Below are 16,243 nucleotides of genomic sequence, written 5' to 3'. Positions count from 1 at the left end.
GACCGCCGAGCCACGGCGTTTAAGGAGAGTCGGAATCTGGGGGTAACAATGACTGATACCACGGTGACGCGGCTGTTCGGGGGTCCCGGGAGCGGGAAGACGACCGCGCTCCTGGACCGCGTCGAGGAGATTCTCGACGAGGAGGGGGCCGACGTGCGCGACGTGCTCGTCGTCTCGTACACGCGCGCGGCGGCGGCGGAGATCCGCGAGCGGCTCGCCGAGCGGCTCGGCGTCTCCCCGCGCAGCCTCCAGGGGAACGTCAGCACGATGCACGCGAAGGCGTACGAGCTGCTCGACCTCTCGCGCGGCGACGTGGTCGGCGAGGACGACAAGGAGGCGTTCTGCGAGGAGTACGGCATCGAGTTCGAGGACCAGCACGGCGGCGCCGGCCGCCGCACCGCGCGGTCGACGACCATCGGCAACAAGATCATCGCCACCTCGCAGTGGCTCCAGCGCACCGAGCGCGACGTGGCCGACTGGTACGACGTGCCCTTCCAGTGGAACGTCGAGGAGGTCCGGCTCCCGCCCGAGGAGGACCCGAACGCCCAGCAGGGGAACAAGTACACGCCGACGTGGCCCTCCGACGACGACCGGATCGACATCCCCGAGACGATCCGGGCGTGGCGCGCGTACAAGGGCGACAACGACCTCGTCGGCTTCGCCGACATGCTCGAACGGGTCGCGCAGCGCTCGCTGGTCCCCAGCGTCGACTACCTGATCATCGACGAGTTCCAGGACATCACGACGCTCCAGTACAACGTCTTCGAGGAGTGGCGCCCGCACATGGAAAAGGTGCTCATCGCCGGCGACGACGACCAGGTCGTCTACGCGTGGCAGGGCGCCGACCCCGACCTCCTCCTCGACACCGAGGTCGACGAGGACGTGGTCCTGCCGAACTCCTACCGGCTCCCCTCGGAGATCCTCAACGTCGTCAACGCCGAGATCCGCCACATCGAGAAGCGCCAGGAGAAGGACCTCCACCCGCGCAAGGAGGGCGGCACCGTCGAGGCGATCGAGTCGCCCTCGATGATCGAGCTCGTCCGGAACGTCCGGTACACCGTCGAGGACGACGAGGGCGACATCATGTGCCTGTTCCGGGCGCGCTACCAGATGTTCGACTTCATCGACGAGTTCATCGACCACGGCATCCCGTTCACGATGCTCACCGACGGGCGCATGTGGACCGACCGGGTCCAGGACTACGTCAGCGCCATCGAGAAGGCCGAGGCGGACGAGCCCGTCACCGGCCTCGAGGCGCGGCGGCTCGCGGACATGCTCCAGGACTCGGCGTTCGGCACCCACGACCGCGAGGAGTTCTACGACTTCCTCGACGACCGCGAGGAGGCGGCCGACGCCGACGACGTCGCCGAGATCGAGGTCGCCGCCGACACGCTGAACGAGTACATCCCCTTCATGCCGGACACCGCGAGCGCGGACGACATGGTCCGGAAGGTGACGAGCTTCCAGCGCAAGTCGATGGGCGCGTACTTCGACGGCGACTACCGGGGCACCGACCCGACCCGCGTCCGCGTCGGCACCATCCACTCGGCGAAGGGCCGCGAGGCCGACCACGTGTTCGTCGCCACCGACCTCACTGAGAAGGTGGTCGAGCAGATGGCGGCCTCCATCGACGACCCGACCGACGTCGACGGCGTCGAGGAGTTCACGAAGTCGACGAGCCCCGTGCCGGTCCTCACCGACAACGAGCGCCGCGTCTTCTACGTCGGGATGTCCCGCGCCCGCGAGCGGCTCGTGATCATGGAGAGCCTCATCAGCGGCGCGCCGACGCTCCCGATCAGCGTCCTCCTCTTCAACGAGCTCCGCGACGAGCCGGCCCAGGAGCTCGTCGACGAGGTCCAAGCGGAGCTGGCGGTCCCCGAACCCGAGCCGTGAGCGGGGGCGACGCGACGCCGGGAGACGGCGATGGGGGACCCCGCCCGCTCCGGACCGACCTCCGGCCCGTCGTCGAGGCGGTCCGCGAGGCGGACGCGGCGGCGTTCGTCGCCGTCGGCGACCGCTCCGACGACGACCTCTGCTACCTGACGCGCTTTTCCGGTCCGGACCGCCCGTACGCGCTGGTCGTCGCGCCGAGCGGCGGGACGACGAGCGGCGGCGACGCCCGCGCGGTCCTCTGTGCCCCCGCGCTGTTCCGCGAGCAGGCGGAGCGGGAGTTCGTCGCGGGCGCTCGCGCGCCGAGCGCGGAGGCCACCGCCGACGCCGAGGAGCGGTTCCACGACGGGGTCGCTCGCGAGGTCCGGACCGAGGGCGTCGGCGACCACGCCGGCGAGCGTGCGGCCGCGGTCGTGGAGGACCTCGTCGACGGCGCGAGCGCGGCGGCCGAGGGCGACGACCCGACCGTCCTCGCGCCCGCCTCGATCCCGCACGACGCGGCGGTGTACCTGGAACGCGCGGGGGCCGAGTTGGCCTCGACGGACGCGGTCGCCGAGGCCCGGGCGCGCAAGGCGCCGGCCGAAGTCGACCGGCTCCGCCGCGTCCAGCGCGCGGCGGTCGCCGGGATGGCCCGCGCCGAGGCGGTCCTCGCCGAGAGCGAGGTCGCCGGTGGCGGGAGTGACGACGACGGGGCCGACGGCGGCGAGGAGGCGGAGACGGACCGCCGTCCCCCGCTCCGCTGGAGGGACGAGCCCCTCACGACCGAGCGGCTTCGCCGCGAGGTGAACGCGGTCCTCGCCGCGCGCGGCGTCCGCGACGCCGGCAACACGGTGATCGGCGCCGGCCCCTCCGCGGCCGACCTCCACTACGTCGGCGGCGACCCGATCCGGCCCGGCGAGACGGTGCTGCTGGACGTCTCGCCGCGGGGCCCGGACGGGTACTACGGCGACGTGACCCGGACGTTCGTCGTCGACGGCGACGGCGGCTGGGAGCGCCGCGCGTACGTCGCGGTCGAGGCCGCCCGCGAGGCGGCGCTCGACGAGGTCGAGCCCGGAGTTCCGGCGAAGACCGTCCACGGCGAGGCGGCCGCGGAGCTGGCCGCGTACGGCTTCGACCCGAACGCGGGCGAGGGCGAGGCCGGCTTCACCCACGGCACCGGCCACGGCGTCGGCGTGAGCCTCCACGAGGGGCCGTCGCTGTCCGGCGCGGGCGAGCTCCGACCGGGACACGTCGTGACCGTCGAGCCGGGCGTCTACGACCCCGAGATCGGCGGGGTCAGGCTGGAGGACCTGATCGTCGTCACCGACGACGGGTACGAGATACTGGCCGAGTACCCGTTCGGTATCGCGCCGGAGGAGCGGTCGGACGCGGACGCCGTCTGAAGGCCAGCGAGTTACCGCCCCGTCGCGTCGTCGCCGTCGACCGCGGCGGCGTCCGTCGACCCGGACTCGTCGTCGCCCTCTCGACCCGAAGCCGTCCCGTCGGGGTCGCCGCGCAGTTGGCGCGGCAGCAGCCCGGACAAGAGCTTGCGGGCGATCCGCGCGGGGTCGAGGAAGTACTGCGGGAGGATGACCATCGCGGCGGCGACGACGAGCAGCCCGGCACCGAGCGCGGTCTCGCCGGCGGCCAGCCGGATGATGGCGTAGTTGGCGAGCGGCAGCGCGAAGACGAGCGAGGCCGCCAGCCCGATCATGTCCAGCAGTCCGAGTCGCATCGACCCTCAGTTGATCCCCGGGGGAGAAAAGGGGCCCGGCGCATCCCGCTGCGGCGCGGCGCGGGACGAGGGCGTGCCGCGGCGCGCGACCGGCCCGCTCGGTCGACCGCGCTGACCCAGAACCGATAACCGTCGCCCGCCCCCAGTTCCGGTATGTTCACCGGCATCGTCGAGGGCACCGGCGCGGTCCGCGAGCGGACCGAGACCGACGACGGACTCCGCCTGCGGATCGGCGTCGACGGGTTCGACGACCTCCACCACGGGCAGTCGATAAGCGTGAGCGGCGTCTGCCTGACCGTCGAGGAGTACGGGACTGGCGGCGCGGCCGAGGCGAGCGACGGCGGTGAGGCGACGGGTGACGAGCCCGACTGGTTCGAGGTGTTCCTCGCGAGCGAGACGGTCGCGAAGACGTACCTCGGCGACGTGCGCGAGGGCGACGCGGTCAACGTCGAGCGCGCGATGCCCGCGGACGGGCGGTTCGACGGCCACGTCGTCCAGGGCCACGTGGACACGGTCGCCGAGGTCCGGGGGATCGAGCGCGTCGGAGAGGACTGGCGGTTCACCTTCGCGATTCCGTCGGGACAGGACCGCTACCTCGTCGACAAGGGCTCCGTGACGCTCGACGGCATCTCGCTGACGGTCGCCGAGAAGCGCGGCGACGAGTTCGACGTCGCGATCATCCCGACCACCTACGACCTCACCACGCTCTCCGAGAAGTCGGTCGGCGATCCGGTTCACCTGGAGGTGGACGTGATCGCGAAGTACGTCGAGAACATGCTGGACGGGTACGCGGGAGCGGACTGAGCGGAAACTGACCGCGCTCTTGACCGTCTCAGGCGTCCTTCGCGCCCTTCACCGTCTCGCGGACGGCGTCGACGCCCTCGTCGTGGAGCAGGTCGCCGACGACGATCACGTCGCTGTGGGCGGCCATCTCGTTGGCCGACTCGTAGTCGTGGATGCCGCCGCCGTAGAAGAGGGTGGCGTCGTCTAAGGCGTCGTGGGCGGCCGCGACCTTCTCCGTGTCGCCGAAGGTGCCCGAGTACTCGACGTAGACTATCTCCTGGCCGAACATGCGCTCGGCGACCTTCGCGTACGCCCCCACGTCGTCGGCGCTGAGGTCGCAGTCGGCCTCCGTCAGCTGGGCGACGGACGCCTCGGGGTTCATGACGATGTACGCCTCGGTGTGGGTCCGGCTCCAGTCGAGGTCGTCGATGCGCACCCACTCCTTGTGGGCGCCCGTGATCCAGAAGGGACCGCCAGCGTTGAACACGGTGGGGATCAGGTAGCCGTCGAGCGACGGGGAGTCGATCACGACGCCCGGGTTCGACGGCTCCTGGTACAGCGGCACGTCGTACTCGGCGGCGGCGTCGACGACGCGCGTCATCTTCTCCGCGGTGACGTCGAGGGTCCCGCCGATCTCGATCGCGTCCGTCCCGGTCCGGCACACGTCCTCGAAGGTCTCGCCCGGGCGGAGGTCCTTGTCGGGGTCGACCTTCAGCACGTGGTCCCAGTCGTCCCACGGGTTAGTCATCGGGCGAAACTCCACCGGGCGTGACCAAAAAGGTGCGGAACCTGTCTCACGGGGGAGAAAGCGCCGCGGCTACAGCAGATCGTCGATCTCGTCGTTCTCGAACGCGGCCGCCGGGTCGGGCTTCTCCTCGCGCTCGTCGCGGACCGCCTGCCTGGCGCGCTCTAAGAACGCCTCGACACGCTGGGAGCGCTCGACGCCCGCGAGGAGGACCAGGGCGGCGATCCGGTCGGAGTCGAGCGGGAAGTCGCCGCCGCGGACCTGCATCGACCCCGTCTCCTCCTGGAGCCACTTCCGGGCCTTCTCCGCGCCCTTCCGCGAGATCCGGTCCGGGTCGCCCGCGACCGCGACGAGGGCGGCGTCGGCGTCGGTCGCGTTCGGCAGCGAGAGCCCCGTCATCACCGCGCTCCGGACCGCGCTGGTCACCGTGGTGACGTTCTCCTGCGGGTCCTCGGCCGCGGGCGCCGACGCGAAGCCGACCGCGGCCATGCCGCCCGAGCGGAGCGTGTTTATCACCTCGCTCGTGTCGACGACCGACTCGCCGACGCCCTCGACCGCCTCGCCGGCGGCGAGGATGAGGCCGATCCGCTTCGCCATCGAGGCGTTGATCGCCTCGTAGCCGCCCTCGACGGACTCGCCCGCGGAGCGCCACGCGTCGTTGTCCAGCAGGATCGTCGCGTCCGCCTCGCGGACCAGGGTCTTCAGCGACCGCCCGGCGTTCACCTGGTACATCGTCCCCTCGTCGCGGCCGGGGAGGACGCCGATGGCGTAGACGGGCACGTCGTACACGCGGTTCAGTTCGCGGACGAGGACCGGCGCGCCGCCGGAGCCGGTCCCGCCGCCGAGGCCGGCGACGACGAACACCGCCTCGGCCTCCGCGGTGACCTTCGGGGCGAGCGCGTCGAGCACCTCGACGGCGTCCTCGTCCATCACTTCGGCGCCCAGTTCGTTGTCGCCGCCGACGCCGTGGCCGTTGACTCGCGACTGCCCGACGAGGACCGTTTCGAGCGGGAGGGGGTCGAGGTCGGCCGCGGCGGTGTTGACGGCGAGCGCGTCGAGGACCGCGCCGTAGCCGGCGTCGGCGTCGAACTCGGTGATGGCGGTCGCCAGCTTTCCGCCGGCCTGTCCGACGCCGAGGAGGACTGCTTTCATGCGGGGTCGTACCACCCCCCGCGACAATACCCTTTCCCCGAGTTTTAAGAGTGGAGCCGCGGGCAACGGGCCGCATGACCGATCACGCACGCGGGACCGAGCCGCCGAGAGCGGAGACGGAGGCGGAGAGCGCGACCCCGACGGACGCGAACGGCCCGAACGACCGGATCGAGTCCCGGCTCCGCGCCGTCGAGCGCGCGGTGACCGGAGGCGACGCGCGGCCGGCGGACGCGGCCACGGAGGCGCGGGCGACGGCCGAGCGCGAGCGGCTCGAATCGCGGCTCGACGACGTGGAGGAGCGCGTCGCGGAGCTGGAGGCCGCGACGCAGGCCATCCGCGGCTACGCGGGAGCGGTCAGGGCAGTCAACGACGAGGTCGAGCGGCGGGCCGACCTGGCGCTTGCGCGGGCGACCGAAGCGAGTCGAGGGGCCGGCCGTAACGGAGTCGGCGGCCCAGATCGAGACGCGGACGAGGAAGCCAGTCCCGACAGTGCGGTCCCGTCGGAGAGAGCCCTCGACGCCGCCCTGCCGGACGACGGGCGGGCTTCCGGCCCTCGCACCGGCGACGGCGGGAGCGTCGAGGGCGGCGGGGGCGCGAGCGACGACGGCGGCGCGTGGGCGACGGACGCGCTGGACCGGCTCCGGGAGTCGCTGTGAGCGCGCCGTGATCCGCGTGGTCCTCACGGTCCTCGTGGCGGTCGCGCTGCTGGCGGCGTCGATGCCCGCCGTCGAGACGGCCCGGACCGCGACGACGGCGGAGCGGCTCGGCGCCGAGACGGACCGGCTGGAGCGAGCGATCGGCGGCGTCGTCAGCGGGTCGACCCCCGTGAGCGATCCGGCGATGGCGGCGGGGACGACGGTCCTCGTCCGCGTGCCGACGGGGTTCGCCGCGGCCGAGACGGACCGCGTCGCGCTCGTCGAGTCGGCGGAGGGACCGGGCGGCGTCGCGCTCGCGTACCGGATCGACGGCGGACCGAAGCGCACGCTCCGCGTCGGAACGGGACCCGCGGAGACGGCCGTCGACCTCGTCGGCGGCCCGATCGAACTCCGACCGGGACCCAACCGGGTCCGGATCCGGTACGTCGACGACGGGGGACCGACGGTCCGGATCGGTCGCATCGGCTGAAGCGGGTCGGGAGCGGGGGCGAGTGATCGGGCGATCGTTTATATACCGAACCGCGGCCACGGCCGGCATGAACCTCGACCTCACCGAACGGCTCGCCGGCGGCGACGGCGAGACGCGGCTCGGACGGCTCCCGTGGGTCGACGACGGTGCCGGCGCGTGTCGGTGCGAGCCGACGTTCCGCGAGCCCGTGGGGACGGGCGTCGGGGACCGGGTCGTGCTCGACGTCGACGCCGACGGCTGCCCCGGGCGCGGCGACCTCGCCGCGAGCCCGGACTGCCTCGCGACCGTCGTCTCGGCGCTCACCGACCGCGACGCCGACGTGATCAGGACGCGGCACCGCGGGCGAGAGCGCTCCTACGCGGACCGCGCCGCCGAACTCCTGATCGCCGCGGGACGGTTCCGCGAGCGGATCGGGTTCCACGAGGAACGGCTCGCCGACCGTGTCGTCCGCGACCCGCTCGGCGCGGCGGCGGAGGCGGCCGGGCGCGCGGGGGCCGCGAAGCGCGTCGCGACCGAGACGGGACTGCTGTCGGCCGCCGAGGAACTCGCCGGAGGCGCAGACGGCGTCGAAGGCGACCGCGACCTCGACGAGATTCTCCGTGCGCACGTCGGCCCGACCGCCGCGACCGCGCGCGTCGCGGCCGCGCCGCCGCCGGGCGCGACGCTGGTCGACCGCTGGACAGTCGCGACCGGGGCGACCGTCCGACTCTACGAGGGCGACGGCTCGCTCAGGACGTACCACCTCACGCCGCCGAGCGCCGAGTTGGACGCCGACGCCGTCGCGACGCTGGCCGACGCGCGGGACCGGCTGCTCGACGATCCTCGCGGGGGCGACAGGGCGCCGGGGAGAGCGGTGCGGGCGGCCGCGGACGACGGCGATCCGGTTGGGGACCTGACCGAGGTGCTGCGGCGGCACACGCACGGCTACGGCGCGTTCGAACACGTCTTCGCCGACGAGCGCGTGAGCGACGCGACGGTGACGGCGCCGGTCGCGGAGAACCCCCTCCGCGTGGTCCTCGACGGCGAGCGGTGCCGGACGAACGTGCGCCTCCCGCCGGAGAGGGCGGCCACGCTCGCGTCCAGGCTCCGGCGGGAGAGCGGGCGGGCGTTCTCGCGGGCGACCCCGACGCTCGACGCGACGATCGAGTCCGAGACCGGGCGCGTCAGGGTCGCCGCGGCCACGGCGCCGGCGAGCGACGGCCTCTCGTTCACCTTCCGGCGCGGCGACCCGGAGGCGTGGACGCTCGCCCGGTTGGCGTCCGTCGACACGCTCACGCCCGCGGCCGCCGGGGTGTTGTCGGTCGCCGTCGAGCGCGGCGTGGCCGGGCTGATCGCCGGGGGACGGGCGGCCGGAAAGACGACCGCGCTCGGAGCGCTGCTGTGGGAGCTACCCGCCGAAACGCGGACGGTCGTCGTCGAGGACACGCCGGAACTGCCAGTCGACGCGCTCGCGGACGCCGGCCGGGACGCCCAGCGCCTCCGCGTCGGGGACGGCGCCGAGCTCGCGCCGGCGGACGCCGTGCGGACCGCGCTCCGCATGGGCGGCGGCGCGCTGAGTGTCGGCGAGGTGCGCGGCGAGGAGGCGCGGGCGCTGTACGAGGCGATGCGCGTCGGCGCCGCCGGCGAGACCGTCCTCGGGACCATCCACGGCGAGGATCCGGCGGCCGTCGAGGAGCGCGTCGTCACCGACCTCGGCGTCCCCCGCTCGTCGTTCGCCGCGACCGACTTGGTCGCCGTCCTCGATTCCCACCGCATCGAATCGATCGTCGAGGTCGTCGACCGCGGCGACGGCGTGAGCTTCGAGCCGCTCTTCGAGCGCGCCCGGGACGGACTCGTCGCGACGGGGCGGGTCGACCGCGGCGAGAGCCGACTGATCGAGGCCCTCGCGGGCGCGGACGAGTCGTACGCGGCGGTGCGATCGGCAGTCGATCGGCGGGCCGACGAGATCCGGGAGGCGGTCCGGACCGGGCGGACCGCCCCAGCGAGGTACGTGGGGGGCGACCGATGACGGGAGCCCCGTCGCCACAGTCCGACGGACCGGTCGGATCGAGCGACGACGGGGAGGGAGCCTCGGAGGAGCTACGGCGGGCGGTCGCGTTCCTCGGGTGGGACCGCTCCCCCGAACGGATCATCAGCCTCGGGTACCGGATCGGGATGGTCGCGGGCGGGGTCGTCACCGCCGTCGCGGCGCTCCTCGCGGGCGCGGTCGCCGCCGCACCGGCGGGGCTGGCCGCCTTCGTCGGCGGGGTCCACGCGATCCATCGGGCGCCGGTGTGGCTCGCGTCGCTCAGGCGGACGCGGGCGCTCGGCGCGGCGCCGGGACTCGTCGGGCGGCTCGTGTTACGGATGCGCCTCGATCCCTCGACCGAGCGCGCGGTGCGGTTCGCCGGGCGGACCGGGGACGGGCCGCTGGCCGCGGCGCTCGCCCGCCACGAGCGGGGGAGCGCGGACGGGCCGACGAGCGGCCTTCAGGCGTTCGCGCGCGAGTGGCGCCCGTGGTTCCCGGCGATCGACCGCGCCGCGGCGCTGGTCCGGACGGCGGCGACGGCGCCCCCCGAGCGCCGCGGGCGGTGCCTCGACCGCGCGCTCGACGCGACGCTCTCCGGGACGACCGACCGGCTCGCGTCGTTCGTCGGCGCGGTTCGGGGCCCGGTCTCCGCGCTGTACGCCTTCGGCGTGTTGCTCCCGCTGGCGCTCATCGCATTGCTTCCCGCGGGCGCCGCCGCCGGCGTCGCGATCGGCCCCGGGCTCGTCGCCGGCCTGTACCTCGTCGCGCTCCCGAGCGGGCTGGTGGCCGCCTCGGCGTGGCTGCTCTTCCGGCGACCTGTCGCGTTCCCGCCGCCGCGGATCGACGGCGATCACCCGGACGTGCCGGACCGCGGCGGGTCGGCGCTCCTCGTCGGCCTCGCGCTCGGCGCGGCGGCCGCCGTCGTCGCCGCGCGGGCCGTGGCGCCGTGGGCCTGGCCGGTCGCGGGAGTCGGCGTCGGCGTCGGGAGCGCGCTGTTCGTCCTCGCGCGGCCCCGTCGGGCGGTGCTGTCGGACGTGCGCGACGTGGAGCGGGGGCTCCCCGACGCGATGACCGTGATCGGCGGCGACGTGGCGGAGGGGATCGCGGTCGAGACCGCCGTCGCGAACGCCGGCGAGCGGCTGGACGGCGCGACCGGCGAGGTGTTCGAGCGCGCCGGGCGGCGCAGCGACACGCTGCGGGTCGGCGTCCGCGAGGCGTTCCTCGGGCGGGGCGGCCCGGCGGCCGCCGTCCCGTCGCCCAGGCTCCGCGGCGCCATCGCGCTGCTCGCCGTCGCCGCGCGGGAAGGGCGGCCCGCCGGCGACGTGCTGCTGGAGCTCGCGGACCAGCTGGAGTCCCTGCGCGACCTCGAACGCGACGCGCGCCGCCAGCTGGCGACCGTCACGGGGACCCTCTCGAACACCGCCGCCGTGTTCGCGCCGCTCGTGGGCGGGGCGACCGTCGCGCTCGCGACCGGGATCGACGCGGTCGACGTCGGCGGGCTCGGCGCCGGGGCGGCGGCGGGCGCCGACGCGCTCGGCGGCGGGCTGAGCGCCGGCGGCGGCGCGGGCGTCGAAGCGGGGGGTGCCGCAGGGGGGAGCGGTCCGGCCGGGGCGAGCGGCGGCGCGGGGACACTGTCGGTGCCGGTGCTCGGCCGGATCGTGGGGACGTACGTGCTGCTGCTCGCCGCGCTCCTCACCGGGCTGGCGACGGGGCTGGAGCGCGGGTTCGACCGGACGCTGGTGGCGTATCGGATCGGGATCGCGCTGCCGACGGCCACCGCGACGTTCCTCGTCGCGTTCGCCGGCGCCGGCCTGCTGTTCTGATACCCGGCGAGGGAAGCCGAGACGGCGGCCGGTGCCGGCCAGCGCCACCGGCCCGCGACCCCGATCGTTTATATACCAAACCGCGGCCAGCCGCGCCATGTTCGAGACCCACCTCGACGCCACGTACGCGTGGCTCGGCCTGGCCGTCGTGAGCGTCGCGGCCGTCGGCGTGGCGGCCGCGTTTCCAGCCTCGCCGCCGCCGGACGCCGACGGCGTCGCGCGCACGGTCGACTCGGTCGCCGACGGGGAGTATCCGGCGACCGCCGAGCACGGGATCGCCGCAAACCGGATCCGGATCTCGGCGGGCGCCGTCTCGCTCGGCGACGATCGGGGGACGGCGTGGGCGGCGCTCGACGCGCCGCGGATCACGCCGGTGGTCCGGCCGACGGCGGGCGTGTCGCCGGCCGCGGTGACGGACGCCCGGCTTCGGCGCGTGCTCGACGGCGCACCGCCGGACGCGGCGTTCGACGACCCGGCGGCGTTCGCGGCTGCGGCCGAGCGGGCGCGGGCGGCGGACGCGACCTGGACGCCGGCGCCGGAGCAGATCACGGTCCGACGGGTACACTACGGCGACGTCCGCGTCACGCTCGTGGGGTGATCGCGCGTGTTACCGGACTCCGCGAGGCCGGGCGATTCGACGGCGCCGGAGGCGACGACGGACCCGACTCGGCCGTTCTCGGCCGCCAATCGCGCCGCCGTCGAACCGATCGCCGCGCTCGTCGCGGTGATCGTCGTCGGACTCGCGCTGGGACTGTACGCCGGCGCGTTCGCGGACGCGGCGCCCGGCGAGGACCGGACGAGCGCGGCGGCGGCGCTCGACCGCGTCGAGGACGCGGTCACCGTCGGGGGCGTGGTCGAGCCGGAGCGGCTGCGGCAGGCGGAGGCGCCGGGGACGGCGACGGCGATCGAACTGGAGGCGGACGGCGAGCGGTGGTCGGCCGCGTCCGGTCCGGAGGCGCCGGGACCGCCGGGGGTCCGGTCGCCGGAGGCGGTCGCGGTCGCCGAGCGGCGGGTGACGGTGCGCGTGGCGCCGGGACGGAACGTCCGGGGGACGCTCCGGGCGGTGGTGTGGCGGTGACCAGCACCGTCCTCGACGTGACCGTGCTGCTGCTGTGCGTCTCCGCCAGCGTCGTCGCGCTCGGCGCGACCGACGCCGGCGGTCCCGACGGCCCGACCGCGACCGACGCCGCCGACCGACTCGTCACCGAGACCGCGACCGTGACGTACCCGGACGGGGACGCGCCGAACGGCACGCGGCGCGTCACCGCGACGCGGGCGGAGCTGCTCGCGCTGCTCGCCGTCCGCGACGCCGAAGGGGCGTTCGACCGCGAGGCCGTCGCGTCCGTCCGGGCGGGGGTCGGCCCGCGGACGCGCGTCGACGCGACGGTTCGGCGCGACGACGCAGCGGGCCGGAGCGACGCCGCCGGAGGATCACCGGGCAGCGACGCGCGGCGGCGCTCCGGGGCCCCACCGGCGCGAGGCGAGGCCGCCTCGTCACCGCATTCGATCGTCGGTGCGGCGGTTCCGACGCGGGGAGTCGACGGGCGGGGCCGAGCGCACGGCGTAGGCGACGCGGGATGGTCGGTCGCCGTCGGCCCCGAGCCGCCGCGAACCGCCGACGTCGCCGTCGCCGTGGTCCGACAGCCGGTCCCGGACGGGTTCGGCGATGCGAGCGGCGAGCGCCGCCCGTCGGAGGGCGTCGTTCGGATCGTCGTCAGGAGGTGGTGAGCGTGGGGAATCGAGGGCGCGGTCGGTCCCCGAACGCCGGTCGCGCGCGGACGTTCGCCGTCGACGAGCGGGCGCGGGTCCCGTTCGCGCTCGTCGGCGTGCTGCTGCTCGTGACGAGTTCGGCGTACGCCGCGGGCCTCGCCGAGCAGGGGCTGGTCGGGGAGGACCGCCGCGTCGAACGCGCCGTGGAGCGCGTCGACGCCGACGCCACCGCCGCGCTTAGGAGCGCCGCCCGCGAGGCCGCCCACGACGCGGCGGCGGCGCCGGTGACGCGCGCGCCGGAGGGGACCGGCCCGGGGGCCGAAGCGGTCCGCGAGGGGTCCGCGTTCGAGGACGCGTTCCGAGTCCGGCTCGCGATCGCCGGCGCGGAGGCGCTGCGCGCGGTCGAGAGCGACCACGGCGCCGTGACGGCGAACGTCTCGCTCCCGCCCGTCGACTCGGCGGACGACCTCGTCGCCGCGCGCGACCGGGTCCGCGTCGAACCGGCCGCCAACGGCACCGCGACCCGGGTCACCTTCGAGGGCGTCGCGACGACCGCGACCCGGGACGGTCGGACGGTCGTCAACCGGACGCGACCGCGGACGGTCACGGTCGCCGTCCCGACGCTGGCCGCTCACGAGCGGACCGAGCGGTTCGAGCGCCGGCTCAACCGCGGGCCCGTGGAGGGGCCGGGGCTCGGGCGACAGGTCACCGCCAGCCTCTACGCGATGGCGTGGGCCCGCGGATACGGCCAGTACGCCGGCGCCCCCGTCGAGAACGTCGTCGCGAACCGCCACGTCGAGCTGTCGACGAACGCCGGCATCGTCCGCGTCCAGCGGGACGTGTTCGGAACCAGCGACCCCGACGCGCGCGGCGGCGTCGCCCGCGCGACCGCCCGGACCGGCGTGACCGACCTGCTGGCGCCGACGGGCGTCCGCGAGGCCGCCTGGACCGACGCGGTCCTCGGGGCGCCGACGCCGACCGGGGACGTGGAGGGAGAGTCCGCGGCCTCGACCGGCGACGCGGCGGCGAGCGAGGACGCCGCCTTCGACCCGGGCGGGGAGGCGACCGGCGAGACCGCCACGGTCGAGGTCGGTCACGCGGCCGACCGCGCCGCGACCCGCGTCCACGACGACCTCGAATCGATCCTGCGGGCGAGCCACCGGGTCGAGGCGACACTGGAGGCGGAGGCGACGCGGGTCGTCGACGGCGGCCCGGTGTCGCCGGACCGACCGCGTTCGCGGCTCGCCGAGCCGTGGCGCCGCGTCGACGCGTCGCGGATGGAGCGCGTCCGCGTGACCGACGGGAGCGAGCTCCGGACGGGGACCGACGGCGCGACCGTGTCGGCGGGCGAGTCGGTGTCGTTCGGGCGCGCGACCCGGACGGTCGTCGTCGAGCGCACCGCGACCGCGACGTGGGAGCGCCGGGTCGTCAAGCGCGGGCCGAACGGGACGGTCGCGAACGTGAGCGTCGACCGCGCCGTGACGCGGGACGAGGCGACGGACCGCTACCGCGTCCGCGTGTCGGTGACCGGAACGTACGCGCCGCGCGGCGACGCGCCCGACCGGCCGACGGCGACGTTCGGGGCCGCCGAGGGCCGCGGCGTCGCCGGTCCGGACCTCGCGGACACCCCGGCGGCCGCGCGGGCGGAACTCGGCGTCGAGACCGATCGCGACGTCGACCGGCTGGCGCGCGAGGCCGTCGAGTTCGGCGACGAGACGCGGTCGACGGTCGTGTACGGCGACCGCTCCGACGCGGACGTAGACCGGATCGCGAGGGACGTCTCGGAACTGTCCGAGCGCGTCCGCGGGGTGGAGACCGAGGCGTCGATGACCGACGCGGCGGTTGGCGAGTCGACGCCGTACCGGGACCTCGCCGCGGCCGTGCGCGACCGGCGGGAGCGCCTCCGGGACGCCCCGGCGAGGTACGACGGCGCCGTCGACCGGGCGCGCGTCGCCGCCCGCGTCGCGTACCTCGACGCCGTGGTCGCGGAGTTGGAGTCGGCGGCCGAAGACCGGGAGGCGGCGACCGAGGGCGTCCTCGACCGCGTGAACGACGCGTTCGGCGGGCCGCCCGTGGGCGAGGTGATCGCCAGCCGCGAGGCCGCCCGCGACCCGGGGACCTACGCCGTCGGCGGCGGGGGACCGGGCGGCGCCGTCACGTTCGCGCCGGAGGGGTCGCCGGGGTACCTCCCGCGGACGGCGGTCGACGGCGAGCGCGTCGCCGGCGTCGACGGCACGACGACGCGACCGCTCGCGACACGGAACGTGAACTACGTCACGCTCCCGTACGGGGACGTCTCCGGCGGGATCGCGGACCGGATCCTGGGCACCGACGACACGGTCCGGATCGGCGTCGCCGGGCGGGCGCTCCTCGCGGCCGACGAGGCGCTCGCGGCGGCCGACGGCGACGACGACCTGCGCGCCGACCGCCGCGCGCTCGCCGGACGGGTCGACGCCTCGCTGCGACGGGTCGACGAGGCGCTGGCGGCGCGGCTCGCGGAGCGGACGGACCTCTCTCGCGCACGGCGGAAGGCGGTCTTGGACGCCGTCGCGGCCGAGTACGACTCGCTCGGCGAGCGGGCCGTCGCGGTCGGCGACGGCGAGTACCCGGAGCGCGTCGCGAGCGAGGCGGCCCGGGTCGGGTCCCTGTCGTCGGCCGAGCGGCTCGGGCTCGCGGCGCACCTCCGCGTCGAGGCGCGCGCGGAGGCGGGGCGGGACGCGGTCCGCGTGCCGGCCCGGTTCGTCGACGAGGCGACCGCCGCGTCCCGCGCGGTTCGCCGGAAGCGGGTCGAGTCGGCGATCGAGGGGCGCGCGAGGAAGGCGGTCGCGTCGGTCCCGGACGAGCGGGTCCCGAAGCCCGTTCGGACCGTCGGCGCGGGGCTGCCGGTCGCGCCCGTGCCCGGGTACTGGGTGGCGACGGTCAACGCGTGGCACGTCGAGGTGCGCGGGGAGTACCCGCGGTTCGCCCTCCGCGCGAACGTCGGAACGCCCGGGCGCCCGTTCGAGTACGTCCGAGAGCCCGGCGCGGTCAGCGTCGAGGTGGACGGCGAGTCGGTCGGGCTCGGCGCCACGGAGCCGGTCGCGTTCGAGACGCGGACGGTCGTCGTCGTCGCCGTCCCCGCCGGACCGCCCGGCGTCGGCGACGTCGGCGGGACGCGCGAGGAGACGTCCGCCGGCTGGCCGTGTCCGGGTCCCCTGACCGCGTCGCCGGCGGACGGAGACGAGTGTACGGCGGGGTGAACGGCGGCGGGAACCGACCGGCACGCGCCCGACCGCAGGCGTTTTGAGACGGCG

At 75.5% G+C, this 16,243-nt stretch carries 14 protein-coding genes; 11 read left to right on the top strand and 3 right to left on the bottom strand.

Annotated elements, in window-relative coordinates:
* The first annotated feature begins 48 nt into the window (after nucleotides 1-48).
* Both DVK05_RS12030 and DVK05_RS12025 read left to right on the top strand, forming a co-directional pair.
* A complete protein-coding gene (locus DVK05_RS12030; protein WP_121563574.1) occupies nucleotides 49-1,893 on the top strand; it encodes a UvrD-helicase domain-containing protein in 1,845 nt (614 codons plus the stop codon).
* Nucleotides 1,890-3,272 carry a Xaa-Pro peptidase family protein gene (locus DVK05_RS12025; RefSeq protein WP_121563572.1) on the top strand — a complete coding sequence of 461 codons (1,383 nt, stop codon included), beginning with the start codon at nucleotides 1,890-1,892 and terminating at the stop codon, nucleotides 3,270-3,272. The genes DVK05_RS12030 and DVK05_RS12025 overlap by 4 nt, the downstream gene beginning before the upstream one ends.
* An 11-nt stretch (nucleotides 3,273-3,283) precedes the next feature.
* Here DVK05_RS12025 and DVK05_RS12020 read toward each other — a convergent pair whose 3' ends face one another.
* Nucleotides 3,284-3,604, bottom strand: coding sequence for a hypothetical protein (locus DVK05_RS12020; RefSeq protein ID WP_121563570.1), 321 nt, complete (start codon nucleotides 3,602-3,604; stop codon nucleotides 3,284-3,286).
* Between the two features lie 153 nt (nucleotides 3,605-3,757).
* Between DVK05_RS12020 and DVK05_RS12015 the strand changes: the two genes are divergently transcribed.
* Nucleotides 3,758-4,408 (top strand): riboflavin synthase, encoded by a 651-nt coding sequence (locus DVK05_RS12015; protein ID WP_121563569.1) that lies wholly within the window; start codon nucleotides 3,758-3,760, stop codon nucleotides 4,406-4,408.
* A gap of 28 nt (nucleotides 4,409-4,436) precedes the next feature.
* Here DVK05_RS12015 and DVK05_RS12010 read toward each other — a convergent pair whose 3' ends face one another.
* On the bottom strand, nucleotides 4,437-5,135 hold the full coding sequence (locus DVK05_RS12010; RefSeq protein WP_121563568.1) for a phosphoglycerol geranylgeranyltransferase: 699 nt from the start codon (nucleotides 5,133-5,135) through the stop codon (nucleotides 4,437-4,439).
* Nucleotides 5,136-5,204: 69 nt separating this feature from the next.
* Entirely contained in the window at nucleotides 5,205-6,284 is a 1,080-nt protein-coding gene (locus DVK05_RS12005) for a tubulin/FtsZ family protein (protein WP_121563567.1), read from the bottom strand.
* Between the two features lie 74 nt (nucleotides 6,285-6,358).
* On the opposite strand from DVK05_RS12005, the gene DVK05_RS12000 reads away from it, so the two are divergent.
* The 8 genes from DVK05_RS12000 (at nucleotide 6,359) to DVK05_RS11965 (ending at nucleotide 16,189) form a co-directional block, all read left to right on the top strand.
* Entirely contained in the window at nucleotides 6,359-6,940 is a 582-nt protein-coding gene (locus tag DVK05_RS12000) for a DUF1515 domain-containing protein (protein WP_121563566.1), read from the top strand.
* Between the two features lie 7 nt (nucleotides 6,941-6,947).
* On the top strand, nucleotides 6,948-7,409 hold the full coding sequence (locus DVK05_RS11995; RefSeq protein WP_121563565.1) for a hypothetical protein: 462 nt from the start codon (nucleotides 6,948-6,950) through the stop codon (nucleotides 7,407-7,409).
* 67 nt (nucleotides 7,410-7,476) lie between these two features.
* Complete coding sequence (locus DVK05_RS11990) at nucleotides 7,477-9,417, top strand: ATPase, T2SS/T4P/T4SS family (protein WP_121563564.1); 1,941 nt, start codon at nucleotides 7,477-7,479, stop codon at nucleotides 9,415-9,417.
* Entirely contained in the window at nucleotides 9,414-11,240 is a 1,827-nt protein-coding gene (locus DVK05_RS11985; RefSeq protein WP_121563563.1) for a type II secretion system protein, read from the top strand. The genes DVK05_RS11990 and DVK05_RS11985 overlap by 4 nt, the downstream gene beginning before the upstream one ends.
* A gap of 97 nt (nucleotides 11,241-11,337) precedes the next feature.
* A complete protein-coding gene (locus DVK05_RS11980; RefSeq protein ID WP_121563562.1) occupies nucleotides 11,338-11,838 on the top strand; it encodes a hypothetical protein in 501 nt (166 codons plus the stop codon).
* 6 nt (nucleotides 11,839-11,844) lie between these two features.
* Nucleotides 11,845-12,318: a hypothetical protein gene (locus DVK05_RS11975; protein ID WP_121563561.1), complete on the top strand. Its 474-nt coding sequence runs from the start codon at nucleotides 11,845-11,847 to the stop codon at nucleotides 12,316-12,318.
* Nucleotides 12,309-12,968, top strand: coding sequence for a hypothetical protein (locus DVK05_RS11970; RefSeq protein ID WP_121563560.1), 660 nt, complete (start codon nucleotides 12,309-12,311; stop codon nucleotides 12,966-12,968). The genes DVK05_RS11975 and DVK05_RS11970 overlap by 10 nt, the downstream gene beginning before the upstream one ends.
* Nucleotides 12,962-16,189, top strand: coding sequence for a hypothetical protein (locus DVK05_RS11965; RefSeq protein WP_121563559.1), 3,228 nt, complete (start codon nucleotides 12,962-12,964; stop codon nucleotides 16,187-16,189). The genes DVK05_RS11970 and DVK05_RS11965 overlap by 7 nt, the downstream gene beginning before the upstream one ends.
* Nucleotides 16,190-16,243 lie beyond the last annotated feature (54 nt).

The sequence above is a fragment of the Halorubrum sp. Atlit-8R genome, from assembly GCF_003666025.1.
Lineage (GTDB): Archaea > Halobacteriota > Halobacteria > Halobacteriales > Haloferacaceae > Halorubrum > Halorubrum salinarum.
The sequence above is the reverse complement of the archived record's forward strand: the minus strand, read 5'-3'. Positions and strand labels throughout refer to the sequence as shown.